Consider the following 21,095-nt stretch of genomic DNA (forward strand, 5'->3'; position numbering starts at 1 on the left):
ACGCAGAGGAGACTATATGCGACATCTACTGGCCTGCACGGCCATCGCGCCGGTTCTGGTGGCCCTGACAGCGGCGCAGGCGATGGCGGAAACGACCATCAGCACCGCGACGACAGCAGCCGTCAAGACCTCCACCATCGCCAACGGCGCGCGCGACGATATCACCATCAGTTCGGCCGGGTCGATCACCCTGACCAGCGGCACGGCGGTCACGGTCGACAGCAACAACAAAGTCTCGAACGCGGGCACCATCACCATCAACGACGCCAATAATGTCACCGGCATCCTGATTACCCCCGGCACGAGCGGCGCGATCACCAACAGCGGCACCATCACGCTGACCGAAGACTATACCGCCACAGACAGCGACTCCGACGGCGATATCGACGGCCCGTTCGCCAAGGGCACGAATAAAAAGGGCATCTGGCTGCAGGCGGGCGCCCCCCATGTCGGCGACATCACCCATAGCGGCACCATCAGCATTGAAGGCAATCAGTCGGACGGTATCCGCCTCGACGGCCCTCTGACCGGCAACCTCGCCACCAGTGGCACGATCAGCGTCACGGGCGACAACAGCAACGGCGTCCTGGTCAATGACGTCACCGGTAACGTAACCCTGCGCGGGACGACGACGGCGGTTGGCGCGAACAGCATCGGCGCAGCCTTGCTTGGCGACATCGACGGCGCACTCAAGATTCAGGGCAGCATCGCCAGCACCGGCTATCGCACGACGACCCGGCCGTCCGACGTCACCAAATTAGATGCCGACGATCTGCTTCAGGGCGGATCGGCCCTGGTGATAGCGGGCAATGTCAGCGGCGGCATCATCTTCGACGTGCCGCCCACCGCCAGCGACGATGATGATGAAGATGACACCGATATCGACGATGATGGCCTGACCGACAGCACGGAAGGCACGGCCTCGGTCATCACCTATGGCTCGGCAGCCGCCGTGCAGATCGGCGCGGCGGACAGCGACACGGACATAGGTGCGGTAGCCGCCGATACGTCGGGCTATGGCCTGATCGTCAATGGCGGCATTGGCGGCTATGGCGTTTATGACGGGGTCGCGGCCAATGGCCTGGTCATTGGCGGGCTGGGCGGCGATGTCGACATTGCCAAGGGCGTGCTGGTCGCAGGCACGGTCGCGGCCGTCTCCTACGACAGCGATGCCACCGCCCTGCGGCTGGGTTCGGGCGCGCGGGCCGATACGGTCGAAGTCAGCGGCACCGTCGGCGCAAGCGGATCGGCCAAGACGGGGACGAGCGCGCGCGGGCTCGTAATCGACGCAGGCGCATCGGTCTCGGCGATCAAGGTCAGCGGCGCTGTCGCCGCATCGGCGCTCGACAATGCAAAGGGCACGGCGATCGCCATTCTCGATTCGTCGGGCACGGTATCCAGCCTGTCCAACACCGGCCGGATCAGCGCGACCGGCGGCCTCACCAACACCGCGATCGACCTCAGCGCCAACGGCAGCGGCGTCACCCTGACGCAGGCGCTTGCCTCCGCTACGGCCACCGCGCCGCAGATCGTCGGCGATGTCCGGCTGGGGTCGGGCAATGACGTCATGACCGTGTCGGCAGGCAGCATCACCGGCAACCTCAGCCTCGGCGCTGGCAATGACAGTGTCGCCCTGTCCGGAACGTCCAGCCTGACCGGCAATGTCGCGTTCGGAACCGGCACGTCCAGCCTGACCCTGGCCAACAGCGCCAGCCTGACGGGCAATGTCGATTTCGGCGGCAGCGCCGGGACGCTCGTCCTGAACGGCACTTCGTCCCTGTCGGGGGCGATCAACAATGGCGGCAACGTCGATGTGACGCTCAATGGCGGGACGCTCAGCACTACCAGCACGGGCAGCATCGCGCTGGGTTCACTGTCGGCCAGCGGCACCTCCACCATCGGCGTTGCCATCGATGCGGCGACCGGTGCCAACACCGTCTATGACGTTGCAGGCGCAGCCAGCTTCGCCAGCGGATCGCAGGTGAAGGTGCAACTCAGCCAGGTCGGCGATGCGGAAGGCGACTATGTCATCGTCCGCGCCGGATCGCTCAGCGGATCGCCGACGCTCGGCACCGCCACCCTGCTGCCCTATATGTTCAAGGGCAGCGTCGCGGGCGATGCCACGGCAGGCACCGTCACCCTCTCGATCGCGGCCAAGAGCGTGACCGACCTGGGCCTCACCGGCTCGCTCGGTAGCGCCTATTCCGCCATCTTCAATGCGCTCGACAATGACGCCGATATCGCCGACGCCTATCTCGCCATCAGCGATGGCGAGACGCTGAACGCCAATCTGCGCCAGATGCTGCCCGATCATGCCGGTGGCACGTTCGAAGCGGTGACATCGGGTTCCAGAGCCACCGCGCGCATCCTGTCCGACCCCAACGGCATCTATCGTACCAAGGACGGCCGCCTCGGCTTCTGGCTGCAACAGGTCGCCTTTGGCAGCAGCAAGAGCGTGGGCAATACCGCGTCCTACGATATCAACGGTTGGGGCGCGGGCGGTGGCGCCGAATATCTGACCGATCTCGGCGCATTCGGTGGCTCCTTCGCCTATATCCATAGTAGCGACACCGGCGGCGGCACCGACAATGCCGTCGATTCCGACCAATATGAGCTGGCGGCCCACTGGCGCGGCCAATGGGGACCGCTGCTGGCCTTCGCCCGCCTGTCCGCGGCGCATATCGGTTTCACCGGCACCCGCCATTTCTCCAATGGCGACGTCACCCGCACCGCCGATGGCGATTGGAATGGCAAGCTCTATTCGGCGACCGCCGGTGCCGCCTATCAGATGCAGATGGGCCGGTTCAGCCTGCGTCCGGCGCTCGGCATCGACTATTATCGCCTTTCCGAGAAGGGCTATAGCGAGACTGGCGGCGGCGATGCCTTCAACCTCACGGTGCTGGACCGCACCAGCGACGAAACCACCGCCAACGGCACGGTCACGGCGGGCTATGACTTTGGCAGCTTGAACCCGGAAGATGGCTGGCTGCGGCTGGAACTGGAGGGCGGCCGCCGCCAGATCATCGGCGGATCGCTGGGCGATACGGTCGCCTATTTCAAGGATGGCGACCGCTTCACCCTGACCGCCGAAGACCGCACCAATGGCTGGACCGGCCGCGCCCGCCTCTATGGCGGCACCGAAACATTCCGCGTGGGCGGCGAATTCGGCGCGGAGGAACAACAAAATCACGTCGCCATATCGTTTAGAGCGACGGTAAACTTCGTCCTGTGACGTCCTGACTATGAAAGGACGGGCCACACCCCACAGACCCTCCCGGTCCGTTCTTTCCGATCCGGCAATATCCCTCCCCAAGGGCGCCGGACATAAAGAGGGGCGTCACCGCTAGACCCGGTGGCGCCCCTTATTTATTTTACCCTTGCCATAATTGATCACCGTACTTGAATTATCGGTTGAGAAGCCTTTAACCTCCTAAATTCAAAAGGGGGCTATTCAATGCGTTCATTACTTCTCGTCACGGCAACGATTGGGTTGTCAGCATGTGCGTCTACACCTGCGCCAAACTACACGCCTATTCGAACGCCGATCAGTTTTCCAAAACTGGCCGAAGAAACTCAGGTGTCTTTGGGCGAAGACATGCTGCGGCAGGGATTTTATACCGAAGAGGATGGAATTGAACTGGTCGCAGAAAATAATATCAAAGGATATAGGCTTAGCAAAGGATTCTATCCTCAAATTGCGGAAGACAAAGGTAGCACATATCACTCCTATCGGATGTCCTCAAACCGAGAGGGGGCAGGTTATTTACTTCAAGCCCGCGATTTACTAGGCCTGCCATTACCATTCCCGCAATCGATCCGTGTTTCGAAAACGAAACAGGAAACATGCGTTATTACTGGCGGCTTAAACGGTCCCATATGCGATACGGAACACTCGTTTGAGAGAACCCGTCAGCCAGTCCTGTCAGACCGCGACCTGCAGCAGACATTGCTCTATAGTGGTCGTGTTGGGGATCGCATCAAGATCGGATACCGAGAAAGCAGTGGCAGCATCGCTCGCCCGGCCTTCTCGAATGAGGCTGAATATGACTTATCAGCTTCTAGCGAAATCGCTTACCGAGGTGCGCGGATAAAAGTCATAACGGCTGACAATCAAAAAATTCGCTATGTCGTTTTATCGAACTTCAATACGAATTAAATAACGATATTAAGGGGCTGGCGTTAAGCCAACCCCTTCTTCACCAGTTCATTCACGACCTGCGGGTTGGCCTTGCCCTGCATTGTCTTCATCGTCTGGCCGACGAAGAAGCCGAACAGCGCTTCCTTGCCGCCCTTATATTGCGCGACCTTGTCGCCATTGTCCGCGAGAACCTTGGCCACCACCGCCTCGATCGCGCCCGTGTCCGACGTCTGCTTCATGCCGCGATCTTCCACGATCTTGGCTGGTGCATCGCCGGTTTCCAGCATGATTTCGAACACCTGCTTGGCGAGCGATCCCGACAGCGTGCCGTCGGCGACCAGCGCCAGCAATTCGGCCGCTTGTGAGGGACTGACCGGGCTTTCCTCCAGGCTTTTGCCAAGGCGGTTGAGCGCGCCATACAGGTCCGACAGCAGCCAGTTGGCCGCTGCCTTCGCGACATCGCTCTCGCTCTTCTTCTGCGCGGCGGCGCTTTGCGTCACCAGCAGTTCGAACCAGCGCGCGGTATCGGCGTCCGCCGTCAGCGTCGCCGCATTATAGGGCGAGAGGCCGAGCGCCTGCTCATAGCGCTTGCGTTTGGCATCAGGCAGTTCGGGCAGCGAGGCGCGACATTCAGCCAGAAATGCCTCGTCCAGTTCGATCGGCAACAGGTCGGGATCGGGGAAGTAGCGATAGTCATGCGCGTCTTCCTTCGACCGCATCGACCGCGTTTCGCCCCGGTCGGGATCGTAGAGCCGGGTTTCCTGCACGATCTTGCCGCCTGCCTCCAGCACGTCGACCTGACGGTTCGCCTCATGCTCTACGACGGCCATGACGAAGCGGACGGAATTGACGTTCTTCGTTTCAGTGCGGGTGCCGAATTCCTCGCCGGGCTTGCGGACGGACACGTTCACGTCGGCGCGCATCGAACCCTGGTCCATATTGCCGTCGCACGAACCCACATAGCGCAGGATCGTCCGCAGCTTCGCCAGATAAGCCCCTGCTTCGGCGGGTGACCGCATGTCCGGCTTCGACACGATCTCCATCAGCGCGACGCCCGACCGGTTGAGATCGACATAGGAGCTGGTGGGATGCTGGTCGTGCATCAGCTTGCCGGCGTCCTGCTCGACATGGATGCGCTCGACACCGATCACCTTGGTGCTGGTTTCCGGGTTCTTCTCGTCCAGCACGATCTCGATCTGCCCTTCACCCACGATCGGGTGATAGAGCTGGCTGATCTGATAGCCCTGCGGCAGATCGGCGTAGAAATAATTTTTCCGGTCGAACCGTGACCATTTGTTGATCTGCGCCTCGATCGCCATGCCGGTGCGCACCGCCTGACGGATGCATTCGCGATTGGGCACGGGCAACATGCCGGGCATCGCCGCGTCGACCAGGCTGACCTGCGTATTAGGCTCGGCCCCGAACGCGGTCGCCGCACCGGAAAACAGCTTGGCATGGGTGGTGATCTGGGCATGCACCTCCAGGCCGATCACGACCTCCCACTCGCCGGTTGCGCCCTGGATGCGATAGGTTGATTCAGTCATCAGTCGTCCTTTGAAGGCGTGATCAACGGCACGCCGGGAAAATAGCTGCGATAGAAACGCGGGTCACGGGTTAGGATAGTCGCGTTCAGAGACTGCGCGTGGCCACCGATCAGAAAGTCGGCGAGGATGGATTTAGCCGCCATCGGTTGCTTTCGACGACGATGAACCTGAAAGGCTTTACCCGCCAGAAATGCCCCCTCCGGCATCAAGGGTTCCACATCGATAAGCATCGCAGCCAAAAGAACGCGCAGATCATCCAATGCCTCGAACCTTGGCGCCATTTCGCCAATCACTACCGGGTTTACAAATAGATAGGCACCAAATGCGGCACGATTGATATTGGCAGCGGACCATTCGAACCAATGGGGATCACGATCCAGAACATCAATGAGAACGTTGGAGTCGACAAGGATCACGGTTCGTAATTACCCCGTATCTCCCGCATATACTCATCCGTACTCATGCCGTCAGGATTGGGATATTTCCCGGCGATCGCATTGATCGCTTCGCGCACCCGTCGGCTTCGCTCCGCTGCTTCCTCAGGGCTGAACCCCAGCGGTGCAACCACCACTTGCCCCGCTTCATTCAGCACAACCTTGTAAGGCTGTCCCGGCACCAGACCGGCGGCATCGCGCATGGCTTTGGGGATCAGTATCTGACCCTTGCTCGTCATGGTTCCAGTGTCGATCTTGCTCTGCGCGTTCATTGCCCAATCTCCAGTGTTACCAAGGTAACACTTTGCAACCCTATCTACAATCGCCGGTTACGCGCTGGATGCGATGGGGTGATTCAATCATCGCTTTTTCCGTCTGTTCACACGCTGTTGAGCGCGCCGTTCGAGAATTTTTTGTCTTTCGCGCGTCAAAGGCTGAGACTTTCCTCGCCCAAATTTTCGCCGCATCAGACCCTCGATGAATCCCTCTCCAATAATTTGGACAAGGATTTCACCGATCCATCTCACCACCACTTGTCCGGCCGCGCCACAAACCCTGCCCGTTCCTCGATCGCCAAACCGGCGTTCAGCACGGTTTGTTCGTCCAGCGCCTTGCCGATGATCTGCAAGCCGAGCGGCAAGCCCTGACTGTCCACGCCACCGGGCACCGACATGGCGGGCAGCCCTGCCAGTGAGGCGGGCACGGTGAAGACGTCGTTCAGATACATGGCCAGCGGATCGGCCTGCTTCTCGCCCAGCGTGAAGGCCGCGCTCGGCGCGGTCGGGGTCAGCAGCAGGTCGCATTGCTCGAAGGCCAGATCGAAATCGCGCGCGATCAGCGCCCGGACCTTCTGCGCCTGCGTATAATAAGCGTCATAGAAGCCCGCCGACAGGACATAGGTGCCGATCATGATGCGGCGCTTGACCTCCGGCCCGAAGCCTGCGGCGCGGGTGGCGGCATACATGTCCTGCAGGCCTGCGCCATCGGGCAGGTCGCGCTGGCCATAACGCACGCCGTCATAGCGGGCGAGGTTGGACGAGGCTTCGGCAGGGGCGATGATATAATAGGTCGGCAGCGCATATTTCGTATGCGGCAGCGATACCTCGACCACATTGGCGCCAGCGTCCTTGAGCCAGGCAATCCCCTGATCCCACAGCGCGGCGATTTCCGCGTTCAGGCCATCGGGGCGATATTCCTTGGGAATACCGACCGTCTTGCCCTTGAGATTGCTGGACAATCCCGCTTCCCACTGCGGCACCGGCAGGTCGAGCGAGGTCGAATCCTTGGGATCGAACCCGGCCATCACCTCCAGCAGCAACGCATTGTCGCGCACGGTCCGCGCCATCGGCCCGGCCTGGTCGAGCGACGAGGCAAAGGCGACGATGCCCCAGCGCGAGCAGCGGCCATAGGTCGGCTTGATGCCGCTGATGCCGGTAAAGGCGGCAGGCTGGCGGATCGATCCGCCCGTGTCGGTGCCGGTCGCCGCCGGGCACAGCCGCGCCGCGATCGCGGACGACGACCCGCCCGAAGAACCGCCGGGAGCCAAAGCCGAATTGTCGCCGCCATCGCGCTTCCACGGGCTGATGACGTTGCCATAATAGCTCGTCTCGTTGGAAGACCCCATGGCGAACTGGTCGAGGTTCAGCTTGCCCAGCATCCCCGCGCCCGCATCCCACAGCTTGGCGGACACGGTCGACTCGTAAGTCGGCACAAACCCTTCGAGCATGTGGCTGGCCGCCGTGGTCTGCACGCCCTGCGTGCAGAAGAGGTCCTTCATGCCGATCGGCACGCCCGACAGCGGCTTCACGTCGCCCGCCGCCAGCGCCTTGTCGGCGGCATCGGCGGCTTCCAGCGCCTTTTCCGGCGTTTCGACGATGAAGGCGTTGAGCGCCTTGGCCGCGGCCACATTGGCGTTGAAGCCCTCGGCGACTTCGCGCGCGGAAAAATCGCCTGCGCGGAACCCGTCGCGGATTTCGGCTACGGTAAGGTCTGTAAGGTCAGTCAAAATCTTTATCCCGTTCGGGCTGAGCGAAGTCGAAGCCTTCTGCTGAGCGAAGCGAAGCAGCCTCCCTCCGGTCGGCAGAGCCCTTCGACAGGCTCAGGGCGAACGGGGGAGTGATACGCATCACTCGATAACTTTCGGCACCGCAAAAAATCCATGTTCGGCCTGGGGCGCATTCGCCAGCACCTTGTCGCGGACATTGCCGTCGGTCACGACGTCGTCGCGCAGGCGCTGGTGATTGGGGATGACGGCAGTCATCGGCTCGACGCCGCTGACGTCCACTTCACCCAATTGCTCCACCCAGCCAAGGATGTTGTTGAGTTCGGGCACCATCGCCTCGGCTTCGGCATCGCTCACCGAAATGCGCGAGAGGCTGGCGATCTTTTTTACGGTCTGAAGGTCTATCGACATGGGCCATGCCGCTACCACCCGCTTCCCTCCGCTTCAAGCCGGTTTCGCGCCTCTTGCGCACGCCGGTAGCTTGCGTAAGACAGGGGCGCGCAAATGGGGGCTGCGTCGCCCTTGAAAATCGGAGAGCATGGGTGGCCCGCAAATTTCTCTATGTCATCGCAACCCTCGTGGTTCTGGTGATCGCGGCGTTCGCCATCTATGCGATCTGGGGCATGCAATTGATCCGTGCGGTGATGGTGCCGCGCGAAGAATTTACCGAACTCGCGCCCCTGCCCGCCAACGCCTATGCCGACCCCAAAATGTGGGTCGCCCGCCCGGACATCACGCAGAATAATCCGGCGCTCTGGACGCCCGCAGGCGTCACCCTTCCCGCGACGCTGCCCAAAGCCGCGATCTTCTTCATCCACCCGACCAGCTATATCACGACCTTTGGCGACGCTCATTGGAATGCCGCGCTGGGCGAGAAGGAAGCTGACGCCACCGCCCGCCGCTTCGTGATGAGCCAGGCCAGCGCCTTCAACGCGGCAGGCACCGTCTGGGCACCACGCTATCGCCAGGCCAATTATGGCGCGTTCCTGACCGACAAGCCCGCCGGTGACAAGGCACTGGCCGCCGCCTATCGCGACGTTGCCCAGGCCTTTGCCGCCTTCCTCGCGGCCAACCCGACCGGGCCGTTGATGCTCGCCGGGCATAGCCAGGGGTCACGCCATTTGATGCAATTGCTGCGCGAGGAAGTCGCGGGCAAGCCCGTCGCAGATCGCGTGGCGGCGGTCTATGCCGTCGGCTGGCCGGTCTCGGTGGAGGCCGATCTGCCCGCGCTCGGCCTGCCCGCCTGCGCCCGCGCGGCCCAGTCCCATTGCATCGTCAGCTGGCAAAGCTATGCCGAACCCGCCGATCCGTCCGCCGTGGTCGAAAGTTTCGAGCGCAGGACCGGCTATACCGGCAAGCCCCGCAAGGGCACGCACATGCTCTGCACCAACCCCATCACCGGCGCGTTCAACGGCGCGGCTCCGGCCAGCGCCAACAAGGGCACGCTCGACGCGCGCGAGCAGGGCCAGCCGCCCAAGCTGCTGACCGGCATCGTCCCCGCGCGCTGCGACACCAGCGGCGTGCTGATGATCGGTGAGCCGGTTGACATGGGGCCGTTCACGCTGCCCGGCAATAATTATCATGTCTATGATTACAGCCTGTTCTGGGGCAATGTCCGCGCCGACGCGCAACAAAGGCTCGCCGCCTTTCAGAAGAAGTGACAGCCCGATAACATGCCATTGGTAACGACGGATCGCGTCGCCTTTCGCGAGGCTTTGCCCGAAGGCGGCCGCCTGGTCGGCATGGATGTCGGCACCAAGACCATCGGCCTTGCGCTGTGCGACGCGCGCTGGTCAATCGCCAGTCCCGCCCACACCATCACGCGCGGTAAATTCAGCAAGGACAAGCTGTTGCTGGCCGCCTTCATCACGCAGCAGCAGGTCAAGGGCATCGTCATCGGCCTGCCGCTCAACCTCGACGGCACCGGCAGCCCGCGCAGCCAGTCGAGCCGCGCCTTCGCGCATAATCTGGCGGATTTCGGCCTACCGGTCCTGCTCTGGGACGAACGCTGGTCGACCCAAGCAGTCACCCGCACGCTGATCGAGGCCGACGCCAGCCGCGCCCGCCGCGACGTGCTGGTCGACAAGCTGGCGGCGAGCTACATCCTGCAGGGTGCCATCGACGGGCTGGTCGCCGGGCTGGAATAGCTCACCCCTCGAACGCCGCGATGATCGGGCATGGCCCCTCGTCCGACGCATGGCATTGCCGCGCCAACCGCTCCAGCGCTGCGCGCGCCGCCTGCATCTCGGCGATCTTCGCGTCCAGCGCCGCGATCCGTTCCGACGCCAATTCCCGCGCCCGCGCCCGATCCTGCCCCGCATCCAGATGCAGCAATTCGCCGATCTGCTCCAGCGTGAACCCCGCCCGCTGCGCGCCGCGAATGAAGCCCAGCCGCCGCGCGTCCGCCGCGTCGTAGCGCCGGATACCCTCGCCCCGCTCCGGCGTGGCGAGCAGGCCGCGCCGCTGATAATAGCGCACCGTCTCCACCCCGACCCCGCTGCTGCGCGCGAGTGCGGAAATCGTCATGCTCATCCCTTGACTCCGTACCATGGTCCGCACCCTATATGGGTGGCATGCTCCCTTTGCCCAAGGATATGCCGTCATGACCCAAGCCCGATCCGCCGCCATCTACCGCATGGTGATGCCCGACCACATCTGTCCCTATGGTATCAAGGCGCGCTGGCTGCTCAAGCGGCGCGACTACCGGATCGAGGACCATTGGCTCACCAGCCGCGCGGAAACCGATGCGTTCAAGGCGGCGCATGACGTCAAGACCACGCCGCAAATCTTCATCGATGGTCAGCGGATCGGCGGCCATGACGACCTGCGGCGCTTCCTGGGTCTCACGGTGCGCGATCCCGATGCGACCAGCTATGTGCCCGTCCTCGCCGTCTTTGCGGTGGCCGCGCTGCTGGCGCTGGCGGTCAACTGGCTGACATTCGCCCCGCTCATCGCCTTCGTCACGGTCGAGCGTTTCATCGCCATCGCCATGATGCTGCTCGCCATGCTAAAATTGCAGGATGTCGATCGGTTCGCGACGATGTTCCTGAACTATGACCTGCTCGCCCGATGCCTTCCCCCCTATGGCCGCGCCTACCCGTTCCTGGAACTGGGCGCCGGCGTGTTGATGCTCACGCGCACGCTCGACTGGCTGTCGATCCCGGTCGCGCTCACCATCGGCGGCATCGGCGCGGTGTCGGTGGTCAAGGCCGTCTATCTCGAAAAGCGCACGCTCAAATGCGCCTGCGTCGGCGGCAGCAGCAACGTCCCGCTCGGCTTCGTGTCGCTCACCGAAAATGTGATGATGGTGGCGATGGCCCTATGGATGCTGACAGGCATCCATTGAACAAAAAGCGCGGATGACGGCAGGCATCCATTGAACGGGTCGTGCAGGGTGATGCAAAGGTCCAGGCCGGGGACGACCTCAGTCGACAACCCAATCGGCCGACGCGATCCCTTGCGCATAGAGCAGCACCGACAGGTCGCCATGGACGATCTCGGCCGCGGCGGCGGCGCGCGTCACCGGCTTGGCATGATAGGCGACGCCCAGCCCTGCCCCTTCGATCATCGGAATATCGTTCGCGCCGTCGCCCACCGCCAGGGTCAGGGCGCGATCAATACCACCCGCGATGGCCGCTTCCAGTTCCGCCCGCTTGCGCGCCGCATCGACGATCGGACGAGTGACGCTGCCCAGTAGCGCGCCGTCGGCAATCTCCAGCACATTGGCGACATGCATGTCGAAGCCGATCTCGGCCGCCACCGGCCCTGTAAAGCGGGTGAAGCCGCCCGACACCAGCAAGGTCCGCGCGCCCCGCGCCTTCATCGTGCGGACCAGCGCTTTCGCGCCGCCCATGATGACCACGCGCTCCTGCCGACATTGGTCGATGGCGCTGTCGGCCAAGCCCTTGAGCAGCGCGACACGGCCATGCAGCGCGCCTTCGAAATCCAGCTCCCCGCGCATCGCCCGCTCGGTGATCTCGGCGATCTGCGGCTTGATTCCGGCATAGTCGGCCAGTTCGTCGATGCACTCGACGGTGATCATGGTAGAATCCATGTCGGCGATCAGCAGCTTTTTCTCGCGCCCCTCGACCGGCTGGACGATCACGTCGATGCCCTGCCCGATATCGGCCAGTGCCGCGCGCCCGGATAGCGGGTCAGCGGCGAAGAACAGGTCCGCCGCCTTGTCGCGGTCGAGCCACAGGCTCTGCCCCGGCTGGCACCCCGCCTGCGCCAGCCTATCGGCGGCGGCCGCAATATCCCCCTGCCCGATCGAGCCACTTGCCACTAAGGTCGCGACGAACATGAACACTCCTGACACACAGCAGGGCGAATCCCGCCCACGGGTCGCGCTTATTGCCGGGCCGACCGCCAGCGGCAAGAGCGCGCTCGCCATTGCCCTTGCCAAAGCCACAGGCGGCATCGTCATCAATGCCGATGCCAGCCAGGTCTATGCCGAACTAGCCATCCTGTCCGCACGGCCAAGCGCGGAGGAGATGGGCGATGTGCCCCACCGGCTGTTCGGCCATATCGACGGGGCACAGGCCTGCACCGCGCCCCGGTGGGCGGCCGAGGCGAAGGCGCAGATCGCCGCTGCCCAGGAACAGGGCCGCCTGCCCATCCTGGTCGGCGGCACGGGCCTCTATATCCGCACATTGCTCGACGGCATCGCGCCGGTGCCGGACATCGACCCGGACATACGCGCGACAGTGCGCGCCTTGCCCGTTGCCGAGGCCCATGCCGCGCTAACCCGCGAAGACCCGGAGGCCGCCGCCCGCCTGGCACCCGCCGACACCACCCGCGTCGCCCGCGCGCTGGAGGTGGTACGCTCCACCGGCAAGCCTTTGAAACAGTGGCAGCAGCATAAGAGCGGGGGCATCGCCGACCAGATCACCCTTGTCCCCATGATCCTGCGCCCGCCGCGCGACTGGCTGATCGAGCGCTGCGACCGGCGTTTCGTACAGATGATCGACGCGGGCGCGATCGAGGAGGTCGAGGCGTTGCTCGCCCGCCACCTTCACCCCGACCTGCCGGTGATGCGCGCGATCGGCGTGCCCGAAATCCGCGCCTGGTTGGGCGGCGAGATCGACCGGGAAACGATGATCGAACGCGGCGCGCTCGCCACCCGCCAATATGCCAAACGCCAATATACCTGGTTCACCAACCAGCCCCCGTCGCATTGGCCGCGCGAAACAAGAGAAATTGATAACAATCTGATTGTTAAATTAGCAATTAAATTACAACAATAGCGCTTGACCCGTCATTTTATGTCCATTAGAGGCTGCCACCTTGCTATCGCAGGTCCGCTGTCGCAAAGGACGGGGCCTGCATCATATGAGAAGGATTTATCGTGGCCGAAAAGAGCGGCGCGGACATATTGGTTGAATGCCTGATCGATCTCGGTGTCGAGGTCGTGTTCGGCTATCCCGGCGGCGCGGTGCTGCCCATTTATGACGCGCTCTACAATCATCCCACGATCAAGCATGTGCTGGTCCGCCACGAACAGGGCGCGACCCACATGGCGGAGGGCTATGCCCGTTCGACCGGCAAGCCCGGCGTCGTCCTGGTCACCTCCGGCCCTGGCGCGACCAATGCGGTCACCGGCATCACCGACGCGCTGATGGATTCGATCCCCATGGTCGTCATCACGGGTCAGGTGCCCACGCAACTGATCGGTACCGATGCGTTCCAGGAAGCGGACACGGTCGGCATCACGCGCCACTGCACCAAGCATAATTATCTGGTGAAAGACCCCGGCAAGCTGGCGGGCATCGTTCATGAGGCATTCCACATCGCCAAGACGGGTCGCCCCGGCCCGGTCGTCATCGACATTCCAAAGAATGTCCAGATCGCGACCGCGCCCTATAAGCGGCCCGAACCGGTCCAGCATGCCAGCTACCGCCCGCAGATCAAGGCGGATGCGGCGGGCATCGACGCGGCCGTCGAAATGCTGGCCGCGGCGGAGCGCCCCATCTTCTACACCGGCGGCGGCGTAATCAACTCCGGCCCGCAGGCCAGCGCCCTGTTGCGCGAACTGGCCGCGCTCACCGGCGCGCCCGTCACCTCGACCCTGATGGGCCTGGGCGCTTTCCCCGCATCGTCCGACCAGTGGCTCGGCATGTTGGGGATGCACGGCACCTATGAAGCCAATTGGGCGATGAATCAGGCGGACCTGATCCTGTGCGTCGGCGCGCGTTTCGACGATCGCGTCACCGGGCGTCTGGATGCCTTCGCGCCCAACAGTCGCAAGGTCCATATCGACATCGACCGCAGCTCGATCAACAAGATCGTCGATGTCGATGTCGCCATCCAGGCCGACGTCGCCAGCGCGCTGGACGACATGATCGCCCTGTGGAAGCAGCGCGGCCATGAACAGGCCGACCTGTCGGCATGGTGGGACCGGATCGCGGAATGGCGGACGAAGCAATCGCTCGCCTATGTCGAAAACGGCATCGAAATCATGCCGCAACGCGCGATCGCGGACCTCTACACCGCCTGCCAGGCGACCGGCAAGGATGTCATCATCACCACCGAAGTCGGCCAGCATCAAATGTGGGCGGCGCAGCATTTCGGCTTCGAAGCCCCCAATAAATGGCTGACCTCCGGTGGCTTGGGCACGATGGGCTATGGCTTCCCCGCCGCCATCGGCGCGCAGATGGGCAATCCCGACAGCCTCGCCATCTGCATCGCGGGCGACGCCTCGGTGCAGATGAACATTCAGGAAATGGGCACCGCCAGCCAATATCGCCTGCCGGTCAAGCTGTTCATCCTGAACAATGAATATATGGGCATGGTCCGCCAGTGGCAGGAACTGACCTATGAAAGCCGCTATTCCAACAGCTATTCGGACAGCCTGCCCGATTTCGTGAAGCTGGGCGAGGCCTATGGCTGGACCGGCATCCGCATTGAACAGCCGGGCGATCTGGAAGCGGGCATCCGCCAGATGCTGGAAACGCCAGGGCCGGTGATCGTCGATTGCCGCGTCGCCAAACTGTCCAACTGCTTCCCGATGATCCCGTCGGGCGCGGCGCATACCGAAATGATGCTCGATCCCAACCAGATCGCGGGCATCATGTCGGACGAGGCGAAAGCCTTAGTATGAGGATGGGGGCGTGACGCAGCACCTCCAGCTGCGCGTCCATGTCAGCGAACCGTGGGATTTCGAGCGGATCGCGGGCACGGCCGAGCTGTCGGGCTGGACCATCGACCATGCCGACCCGGCCAATGACGAATGGGTCGTGCATCTGGACGAAGGGTTCGACTTTCACGAGCGGCATATCGGCACGCTGCTGGTCGGTCCCCGCTATGTCGGCGAACATCTCCACCGGATGTTCGATGCGGTGGCGGGCCTGCCCGTCCGCGTCGCCCACCGGCAGGATGATGGCTGGCATTATGCCTTTACGGCGATGATTTCGGAACGGGCAGATCCCAGTGACGCCCATGACGATAGGAATGACGGGACAAGCATGTGATGCATATCCAGGAAGAATTGAACCAGCGGCATGTCCTGTCGCTGACCGTTTCCAACGAAGCCGGCATATTGGCGCGCATCGCGGGCCTGTTCACCGCGCGCGGCTATAATATCGACAGCCTGACCGTGGCGGACATTACCGACGATCACAGCGTCAGCCGCATCACCATCGTCACCAACGGCCCGCCCAAGGTGATCGACCAGATCATTGCCCAGCTCGACCGTCTGGTGCCCGTCCACAAGGTCACCGACCTGACCGAAGTCGGCCCCTTCGTCGAGCGCGAACTGGCACTGGTCAAGGTCAAGGGCACGGGCGAAGACCGGATCGAAGCGCTGCGCCTGGCCGACGTGTTCCGCGCCAAGGTGGTCGACACGACGATCGAAAGCTTCATTTTCGAAATCACCGGCACCACCGACAAGATCGACAATTTCGTCGGGCTGATGCGCCAGATCGGCCTGGTCGAAGTCGGCCGCACCGGCGTCGTCGGCCTGATCCGGGGCAAAGAGCCGGTGTAACCACTTCCCCTCTCCCCGGCGGGGAGAGGGTTGCGCAGACTTGGCAGCTTGCTGCCTAGTCGAAGCTGGGAGAGGGGGCACGACGTTTCAGCGTCCCCACCCCCGCTCCAACTTCATCTAGGCCCGGCCGCGCCGAGCCAAGATTTCATATCCTCTCCCCGGCGGGGCGAGGAGATACGTTCGAGGGAAGAGACAGTCATGAAGGTTTATTACGATCACGATGCGGACATCGGCCTGATCAAGGGCAAGAAGGTCGCCATCCTGGGCTATGGTTCGCAGGGTCATGCCCATGCGCAGAATCTGCGCGACAGCGGCGTTACCGAAGTCGCCATCGCGCTGCGCGCCGGTTCCGCCTCCGCCAAGAAGGCCGAGGGCGCAGGCTTCAAGGTCATGCCGAACGCGGAAGCCGCCGCCTGGGCCGACGTGTTCATGATCCTGGCCCCCGACGAGCATCAGGCCGCCATTTATGCCAACGACGTCCACGCCAATCTGCGCCCCGGCGCGGCGCTGGCCTTTGCCCATGGCCTCAACGTCCATTTCGGCCTGATCGAGCCGCGCAAGGACGTGGACGTCATCATGATCGCGCCCAAGGGTCCGGGTCACACCGTTCGCGGTGAATATGTGAAGGGCGGCGGCGTCCCCTGCCTGATCGCCATCCATCAGGATTCGACCGGCAACGCGCATGACATCGCCCTGTCCTACGCCAGCGGCGTCGGCGGCGGTCGCAGCGGCATCATCGAAACCAATTTCCGCGAAGAATGCGAAACCGACCTGTTCGGCGAGCAGGCGGTCCTCTGCGGCGGCGCGACCGCGCTGGTCCAGGCCGGGTTCGAAACGCTGGTCGAAGCCGGTTACGCGCCGGAAATGGCCTATTTCGAATGTCTGCACGAATTGAAGCTGATCGTCGATCTGATGTATGAAGGCGGCATCGCCAACATGCGCTATTCGATCTCGAACACCGCCGAATATGGCGATATCAAGACCGGCCCGCGCATCATCACCGAAGAAACCAAGAAGGAAATGAAGCGCGTCCTGGCCGACATCCAGTCGGGCCGCTTCGTCAAGGACTTCGTCCTCGACAACCGTGCCGGTCAGCCCGAACTCAAGGCCAGCCGCATCGCCGCCCAGCGCCACCCGATCGAGGAAACCGGCGCCAAGCTGCGCGCGATGATGCCCTGGATCGGTGCCAACAAGCTGGTGGATCAGGAAAAGAACTGATTGTCGCCTCCTCCCTTCGACGAGGCCGGAAGGCGCGTTCGAAGGGAGGGGGATGATCAGCGATGGACCGACAGGATCGGCTCCTTTCTATTGCAGGATGCGCGCGATCATAGGCATGGCCTTGCGCAGGCGCACGCCATCGCAGTCCGGCTCGCCGCAGGTGCAGGCTTCGAGCGTATAGCGGACACCGCACATGACCAGCGTATCGCGGTCAAAGCTATAGTTGGAAATGCCCGCGCGCTCGACTTTTTCCTGGGCCATGGCCTTGAGAGACATGCGAGTCCTACCTTCTTGTTAGGCGTCGATAGTTGATGCTGCGCTGCACAATGTCAATTAACCGACATTGGTTCCGACACTATTTGTCATAATATTGTCTTGCGAATGCCACGGCTCGACGTAGCGCAGGCACCCGCTTGCACCGGACGCGCTCCCCTCCCATATGCCGCCCATGAACGACCAACATCGCAGCACCATGCCGGTCTGGCATGGCACCACCATCATGTCCGTCCGCAAAAATGGCAAAGTCGTCGTCGCTGGCGATGGCCAGGTGTCGATGGGCCAGACCGTCATGAAGCCCAATGCGCGCAAGGTGCGCCGCCTGCATGACGGCTCCGTCATTGGCGGCTTTGCCGGCGCGACGGCGGACGCCTTCACCTTGTTCGAGCGGCTGGAGGCCAAGCTGGAGCGGCATAACGGGCAGTTGATGCGCTCGGCCGTCGAACTGGCCAAGGACTGGCGCACCGACAAATATCTGCGCAATCTGGAAGCGATGATGATCGTCGCGGATAAGGATGTGACGCTGATCCTGACCGGTAATGGCGACGTGCTGGAGCCGTTGAACGGCGTTGCGGCGATCGGATCGGGCGGCAATTTCGCATTGGCGGCGGCGCGGGCGCTGGTGGACTATGAGGCGGATGCCGAGGCGCTGGCGCGCAAAGCGATGGCCGTGGCGGCGGACATTTGCGTCTATACCAATGATCAACTGACCATCGAGACGCTGGATTCCGTCGCCTGATATTTCCTAGCCCTCTCCCGCCTTCGCGGGAGAGGGATGGGTGAGGGTCTTTCTTGATTGCAAGGATAAGACCTCACCGACTTCGCCTAGATCGCTTCGCGATCAAGTCTCCGTAGCCTCTCCCGCGAAAGCGGGAGAGGAAAAGAAGAGATCGACATAGAGATGAACGACAATCTGACCCCCAAAGCCATCGTCGCGGCGCTTGACGCGCATATTATCGGCCAGAAGGATGCCAAGCGCGCTGTCGCTGTCGCGCTGCGCAATCGCTGGCGGCGGCAGCATCTGCCCGACGATCTGCGCGACGAGGTGACGCCCAAAAACATCCTGATGATCGGGCCGACGGGGTGCGGCAAGACCGAGATCAGCCGTCGTCTTGCAAAGCTGGCCGATGCGCCTTTCGTGAAGGTCGAGGCGACCAAGTTCACCGAGGTCGGCTATGTCGGCCGGGACGTCGAACAGATCGTCCGCGACCTGGTCGAGGAAGCGGTACGGCTGGAGAAGGACCGTCGCCGCGAAGCCGTGCGCGAAGCGGCGTCGGAGGCGGCGATGAACCGTCTGCTCGACGCGCTTACGGGCAAGGAAGCGAGCGAAGCGACCCGCCTGTCCTTCCGCCAGCGGATCGAACAGCACCAGATGAACGATGTCGAGGTCGAGGTGGAAATCGCCGACAGCCCGTCGATGCCGATGGATATTCCCGGCATGGGCGGCCAGATCGGCATGATCAACCTGTCCGACATGATGTCCAAGGCGCTGGGCCAGAATCAGAAGAAGCGCCGCAAGCTGCGCGTCGCCGATGCCTGGGACAAGCTGGTCGAGGAAGAGCAGGACAAGCGTCTGGACCAGGATGATGTCGCGCGCGTCGCCATCACCAGCGCCGAGCAGAATGGCATCGTTTTCCTGGACGAGATCGACAAGATTGCGGTCAGCGATGTGCGTGGCGGATCGGTCAGCCGCGAAGGCGTGCAGCGCGACCTGTTGCCGCTGATCGAGGGCACGACGGTCGCGACCAAATATGGCCCGCTCAAGACCGACCATATCCTGTTCATCGCGTCTGGCGCTTTCCATGTTGCAAAGCCCAGCGATCTGCTGCCCGAATTGCAGGGTCGCTTGCCGATCCGGGTCGAGTTGCAGGCGCTGACCGAGGAGGATTTCGTCGCGATCCTGTCGGACACCAAGGCGAGCCTGGTGGCGCAATATCGCGCGCTGCTGGCGACCGAGGGCGTAACGATTGACCTGACGCCCGAAGGCATCCGCGCGGTGGCGCGCATCGCGGCCGAAGTGAATGGTGAGGTCGAGAATATCGGCGCCCGCCGCCTGCAGACGGTGATGGAAAAGCTGCTGGAGGATGTGAGCTTCGAGGCTGAGGATCGGCGCGGTGAAACGCTGGTCGTGGATGCCGCCTATGTCGAAAAGCAGTTGGATGCGATCGCGCGCGACACCGACCTTAGCCGCTACGTCCTGTGATCGATAGGCCGCCGACCGATCCCGTGCGGATCGGTCGGCGGCCTGATCGCGATCAGTTCATCGCCAGGATCATGTTGCGCACCTGGGGATAGACCTGACTTTCCCATTTGCTGCCGGAAAAGACGCCATAATGGCCGACGCCGGGCTGGAGATGGTGGCGTTTCAAATGGGGTCGCAGGCCGGTGCATAGGCCATGCGCCGCTGACGTCTGTCCTACGGCGCAGACATCGTCCTTTTCGCCTTCGACGGTGAGCAAGGCGGTGTGACGAATGGCTCCTGGTTTGACCAGGCGGCCCCGGTGCATCAACTCGCCCTTGGCGAGCGAGGCTTTCTGGAACACCAGATCGACGGTTTCGATGTAAAATTCGCGGGTCATGTCGAGGACCGCGAAATATTCTTCGTAGAAATTCTTGATCTTGTCGGCTTCGACCGTCTTGCCGTCGGCCAATAGCTGATAGAGTTCGCGGTGCTGCGCGCCATGGCGCTCCATATTCATCGCCATGAAGGCAGCCAACTGGATGAAGCCGGGATAGACTTCGCGCCCGTGCCCCGCATAACGGAAGGGCACGACCGAAATCAGATTCTTCTCGAACCATTCGATCGGCTTTTCATTGGCCAGATCATTGACCGCGGTCGGCGCGGCATTGGGATCGATCGGCCCGCCCATCAGCGTCATCGACCGGGGCGTCGCCGCATCCTTGTCTTCCGCCATCAACGCCACGGCGGCGAGCGCCGGAACGCAGGGCTGGCACACCGACACCATATGCGCGCCCGGCCCCATATGCTGGAAAAACTGGATCACATAGTCGACATAATCCTCGAACCCGAAGCGACCTGCGGACAGCGGCACGTCGCGGGCGTTCTTCCAGTCGGTGATATAGACATCATGATCGCATAGCAGGGTTTCGACCGTGCTACGCAACAGGGTGGAGAAATGGCCGGACATGGGCGCGACTACCAGCACCTTGGGCTGGGCCGCATCGACCTCGTCCTTGACGAAGTGCAGCAGGTCGCCGAACGGCAGATCCAGAGCTACTTCTTCACGAACGCTCACTTGTGCGTTGCCGCTGGTAACAGTGCCAATATCATAGGAGGGGCGTTTGTGCGTGAGCTTGGCGCCCTGGAACACATCCATCAGCGCGAACAGGCGGCGAGGCATCGCCCATTGCGCCATCGGTCCCATTCTGTCCCGCATGCCAAGCGCAATTTGCGCGCCAAAGCGCGCTGGCGCCAACATGTCGTTCCAGGCCTGATAACCGCTGTAGAGCATTCGCATAATCGCAATCTTGCCTTGTT

Annotated in this window: 21 protein-coding genes; 12 read left to right on the forward strand and 9 right to left on the reverse strand. The window is 62.7% G+C overall.

The features are described from left to right. The first annotated feature begins 16 nt into the window (after positions 1 to 16). Positions 17 to 3,232: an autotransporter outer membrane beta-barrel domain-containing protein gene (locus tag ACZ2HM_RS06645; RefSeq protein WP_470426567.1), complete on the forward strand. Its 3,216-nt coding sequence runs from the start codon at positions 17 to 19 to the stop codon at positions 3,230 to 3,232. A gap of 222 nt (positions 3,233 to 3,454) precedes the next feature. After that, on the forward strand, positions 3,455 to 4,156 hold the full coding sequence (locus ACZ2HM_RS06650) for a hypothetical protein (protein ID WP_150125811.1): 702 nt from the start codon (positions 3,455 to 3,457) through the stop codon (positions 4,154 to 4,156). A gap of 23 nt (positions 4,157 to 4,179) precedes the next feature. Here the strand turns inward: ACZ2HM_RS06650 and gatB are convergent, their stop codons facing one another. The 5 genes from gatB to gatC form a co-directional block, all read right to left on the reverse strand. Beyond that, on the reverse strand, positions 4,180 to 5,682 hold the full coding sequence (gene gatB, locus ACZ2HM_RS06655) for an Asp-tRNA(Asn)/Glu-tRNA(Gln) amidotransferase subunit GatB (RefSeq protein WP_470426568.1): 1,503 nt from the start codon (positions 5,680 to 5,682) through the stop codon (positions 4,180 to 4,182). Continuing rightward, on the reverse strand, positions 5,682 to 6,098 hold the full coding sequence (locus ACZ2HM_RS06660; protein ID WP_037477349.1) for a type II toxin-antitoxin system VapC family toxin: 417 nt from the start codon (positions 6,096 to 6,098) through the stop codon (positions 5,682 to 5,684). Before ACZ2HM_RS06660 ends, gatB begins: the two co-directional genes overlap by 1 nt. Then, a complete protein-coding gene (locus ACZ2HM_RS06665) occupies positions 6,095 to 6,388 on the reverse strand; it encodes an AbrB/MazE/SpoVT family DNA-binding domain-containing protein (protein WP_037477348.1) in 294 nt (97 codons plus the stop codon). Before ACZ2HM_RS06665 ends, ACZ2HM_RS06660 begins: the two co-directional genes overlap by 4 nt. Before the next feature lie 251 nt (positions 6,389 to 6,639). Then, entirely contained in the window at positions 6,640 to 8,121 is a 1,482-nt protein-coding gene (gatA, locus tag ACZ2HM_RS06670; protein ID WP_470426569.1) for an Asp-tRNA(Asn)/Glu-tRNA(Gln) amidotransferase subunit GatA, read from the reverse strand. A gap of 120 nt (positions 8,122 to 8,241) precedes the next feature. Beyond that, complete coding sequence (gatC, locus tag ACZ2HM_RS06675; RefSeq protein WP_037480044.1) at positions 8,242 to 8,529, reverse strand: Asp-tRNA(Asn)/Glu-tRNA(Gln) amidotransferase subunit GatC; 288 nt, start codon at positions 8,527 to 8,529, stop codon at positions 8,242 to 8,244. Between the two features lie 131 nt (positions 8,530 to 8,660). Between gatC and ACZ2HM_RS06680 the strand changes: the two genes are divergently transcribed. Together ACZ2HM_RS06680 and ruvX are read left to right on the forward strand one after the other, a co-directional pair. Then, entirely contained in the window at positions 8,661 to 9,779 is a 1,119-nt protein-coding gene (locus ACZ2HM_RS06680) for a DUF3089 domain-containing protein (protein WP_037480047.1), read from the forward strand. 12 nt (positions 9,780 to 9,791) lie between these two features. Next, positions 9,792 to 10,265, forward strand: coding sequence for a Holliday junction resolvase RuvX (ruvX, locus tag ACZ2HM_RS06685; RefSeq protein WP_470426570.1), 474 nt, complete (start codon positions 9,792 to 9,794; stop codon positions 10,263 to 10,265). 1 nt (position 10,266) lies between these two features. Here ruvX and ACZ2HM_RS06690 read toward each other — a convergent pair whose 3' ends face one another. After that, the gene (locus tag ACZ2HM_RS06690) at positions 10,267 to 10,650 is read right to left on the reverse strand and encodes a MerR family transcriptional regulator (RefSeq protein WP_037480051.1); all 384 of its coding nucleotides are present in this window, start codon (positions 10,648 to 10,650) and stop codon (positions 10,267 to 10,269) included. A 70-nt stretch (positions 10,651 to 10,720) separates the two neighbouring features. Here ACZ2HM_RS06690 and ACZ2HM_RS06695 point away from each other — a divergent pair, with 70 nt between their 5' ends. Beyond that, positions 10,721 to 11,464 carry a MauE/DoxX family redox-associated membrane protein gene (locus ACZ2HM_RS06695; RefSeq protein ID WP_470426571.1) on the forward strand — a complete coding sequence of 248 codons (744 nt, stop codon included), beginning with the start codon at positions 10,721 to 10,723 and terminating at the stop codon, positions 11,462 to 11,464. A gap of 78 nt (positions 11,465 to 11,542) precedes the next feature. Here ACZ2HM_RS06695 and serB read toward each other — a convergent pair whose 3' ends face one another. Beyond that, positions 11,543 to 12,421: a phosphoserine phosphatase SerB gene (serB, locus tag ACZ2HM_RS06700; RefSeq protein ID WP_470426572.1), complete on the reverse strand. Its 879-nt coding sequence runs from the start codon at positions 12,419 to 12,421 to the stop codon at positions 11,543 to 11,545. Between serB and miaA the strand changes: the two genes are divergently transcribed. The 5 genes from miaA to ilvC all read left to right on the forward strand — a co-directional run bounded on the left by miaA (position 12,420) and on the right by ilvC (position 17,320). Further along, positions 12,420 to 13,364 (forward strand): tRNA (adenosine(37)-N6)-dimethylallyltransferase MiaA, encoded by a 945-nt coding sequence (gene miaA, locus ACZ2HM_RS06705; RefSeq protein ID WP_470426573.1) that lies wholly within the window; start codon positions 12,420 to 12,422, stop codon positions 13,362 to 13,364. The genes serB and miaA overlap by 2 nt on opposite strands. 101 nt (positions 13,365 to 13,465) lie before the next feature. Continuing rightward, positions 13,466 to 15,217 carry an acetolactate synthase 3 large subunit gene (locus ACZ2HM_RS06710; RefSeq protein ID WP_470426574.1) on the forward strand — a complete coding sequence of 584 codons (1,752 nt, stop codon included), beginning with the start codon at positions 13,466 to 13,468 and terminating at the stop codon, positions 15,215 to 15,217. A 10-nt stretch (positions 15,218 to 15,227) separates the two neighbouring features. Beyond that, the gene (locus tag ACZ2HM_RS06715) at positions 15,228 to 15,587 is read left to right on the forward strand and encodes a hypothetical protein (protein WP_037479802.1); all 360 of its coding nucleotides are present in this window, start codon (positions 15,228 to 15,230) and stop codon (positions 15,585 to 15,587) included. Continuing rightward, entirely contained in the window at positions 15,587 to 16,102 is a 516-nt protein-coding gene (gene ilvN, locus ACZ2HM_RS06720) for an acetolactate synthase small subunit (protein ID WP_037479805.1), read from the forward strand. Before ACZ2HM_RS06715 ends, ilvN begins: the two co-directional genes overlap by 1 nt. Before the next feature lie 198 nt (positions 16,103 to 16,300). After that, a complete protein-coding gene (gene ilvC, locus ACZ2HM_RS06725; RefSeq protein WP_037479808.1) occupies positions 16,301 to 17,320 on the forward strand; it encodes a ketol-acid reductoisomerase in 1,020 nt (339 codons plus the stop codon). Between the two features lie 87 nt (positions 17,321 to 17,407). Here ilvC and ACZ2HM_RS06730 read toward each other — a convergent pair whose 3' ends face one another. Then, positions 17,408 to 17,596, reverse strand: coding sequence for a hypothetical protein (locus ACZ2HM_RS06730; protein WP_037479811.1), 189 nt, complete (start codon positions 17,594 to 17,596; stop codon positions 17,408 to 17,410). Between the two features lie 172 nt (positions 17,597 to 17,768). Between ACZ2HM_RS06730 and hslV the strand changes: the two genes are divergently transcribed. Next, complete coding sequence (hslV, locus tag ACZ2HM_RS06735; protein ID WP_037479814.1) at positions 17,769 to 18,335, forward strand: ATP-dependent protease subunit HslV; 567 nt, start codon at positions 17,769 to 17,771, stop codon at positions 18,333 to 18,335. A gap of 162 nt (positions 18,336 to 18,497) precedes the next feature. Continuing rightward, positions 18,498 to 19,799, forward strand: coding sequence for an ATP-dependent protease ATPase subunit HslU (gene hslU / locus ACZ2HM_RS06740; RefSeq protein WP_037479817.1), 1,302 nt, complete (start codon positions 18,498 to 18,500; stop codon positions 19,797 to 19,799). 52 nt (positions 19,800 to 19,851) lie between these two features. Here hslU and ACZ2HM_RS06745 read toward each other — a convergent pair whose 3' ends face one another. Next, positions 19,852 to 21,075 carry a polyhydroxyalkanoate depolymerase gene (locus ACZ2HM_RS06745; protein ID WP_470426575.1) on the reverse strand — a complete coding sequence of 408 codons (1,224 nt, stop codon included), beginning with the start codon at positions 21,073 to 21,075 and terminating at the stop codon, positions 19,852 to 19,854. Positions 21,076 to 21,095: the final 20 nt, after the last annotated feature.

Source organism: Sphingobium sp. KKT206 (assembly GCF_055640555.1).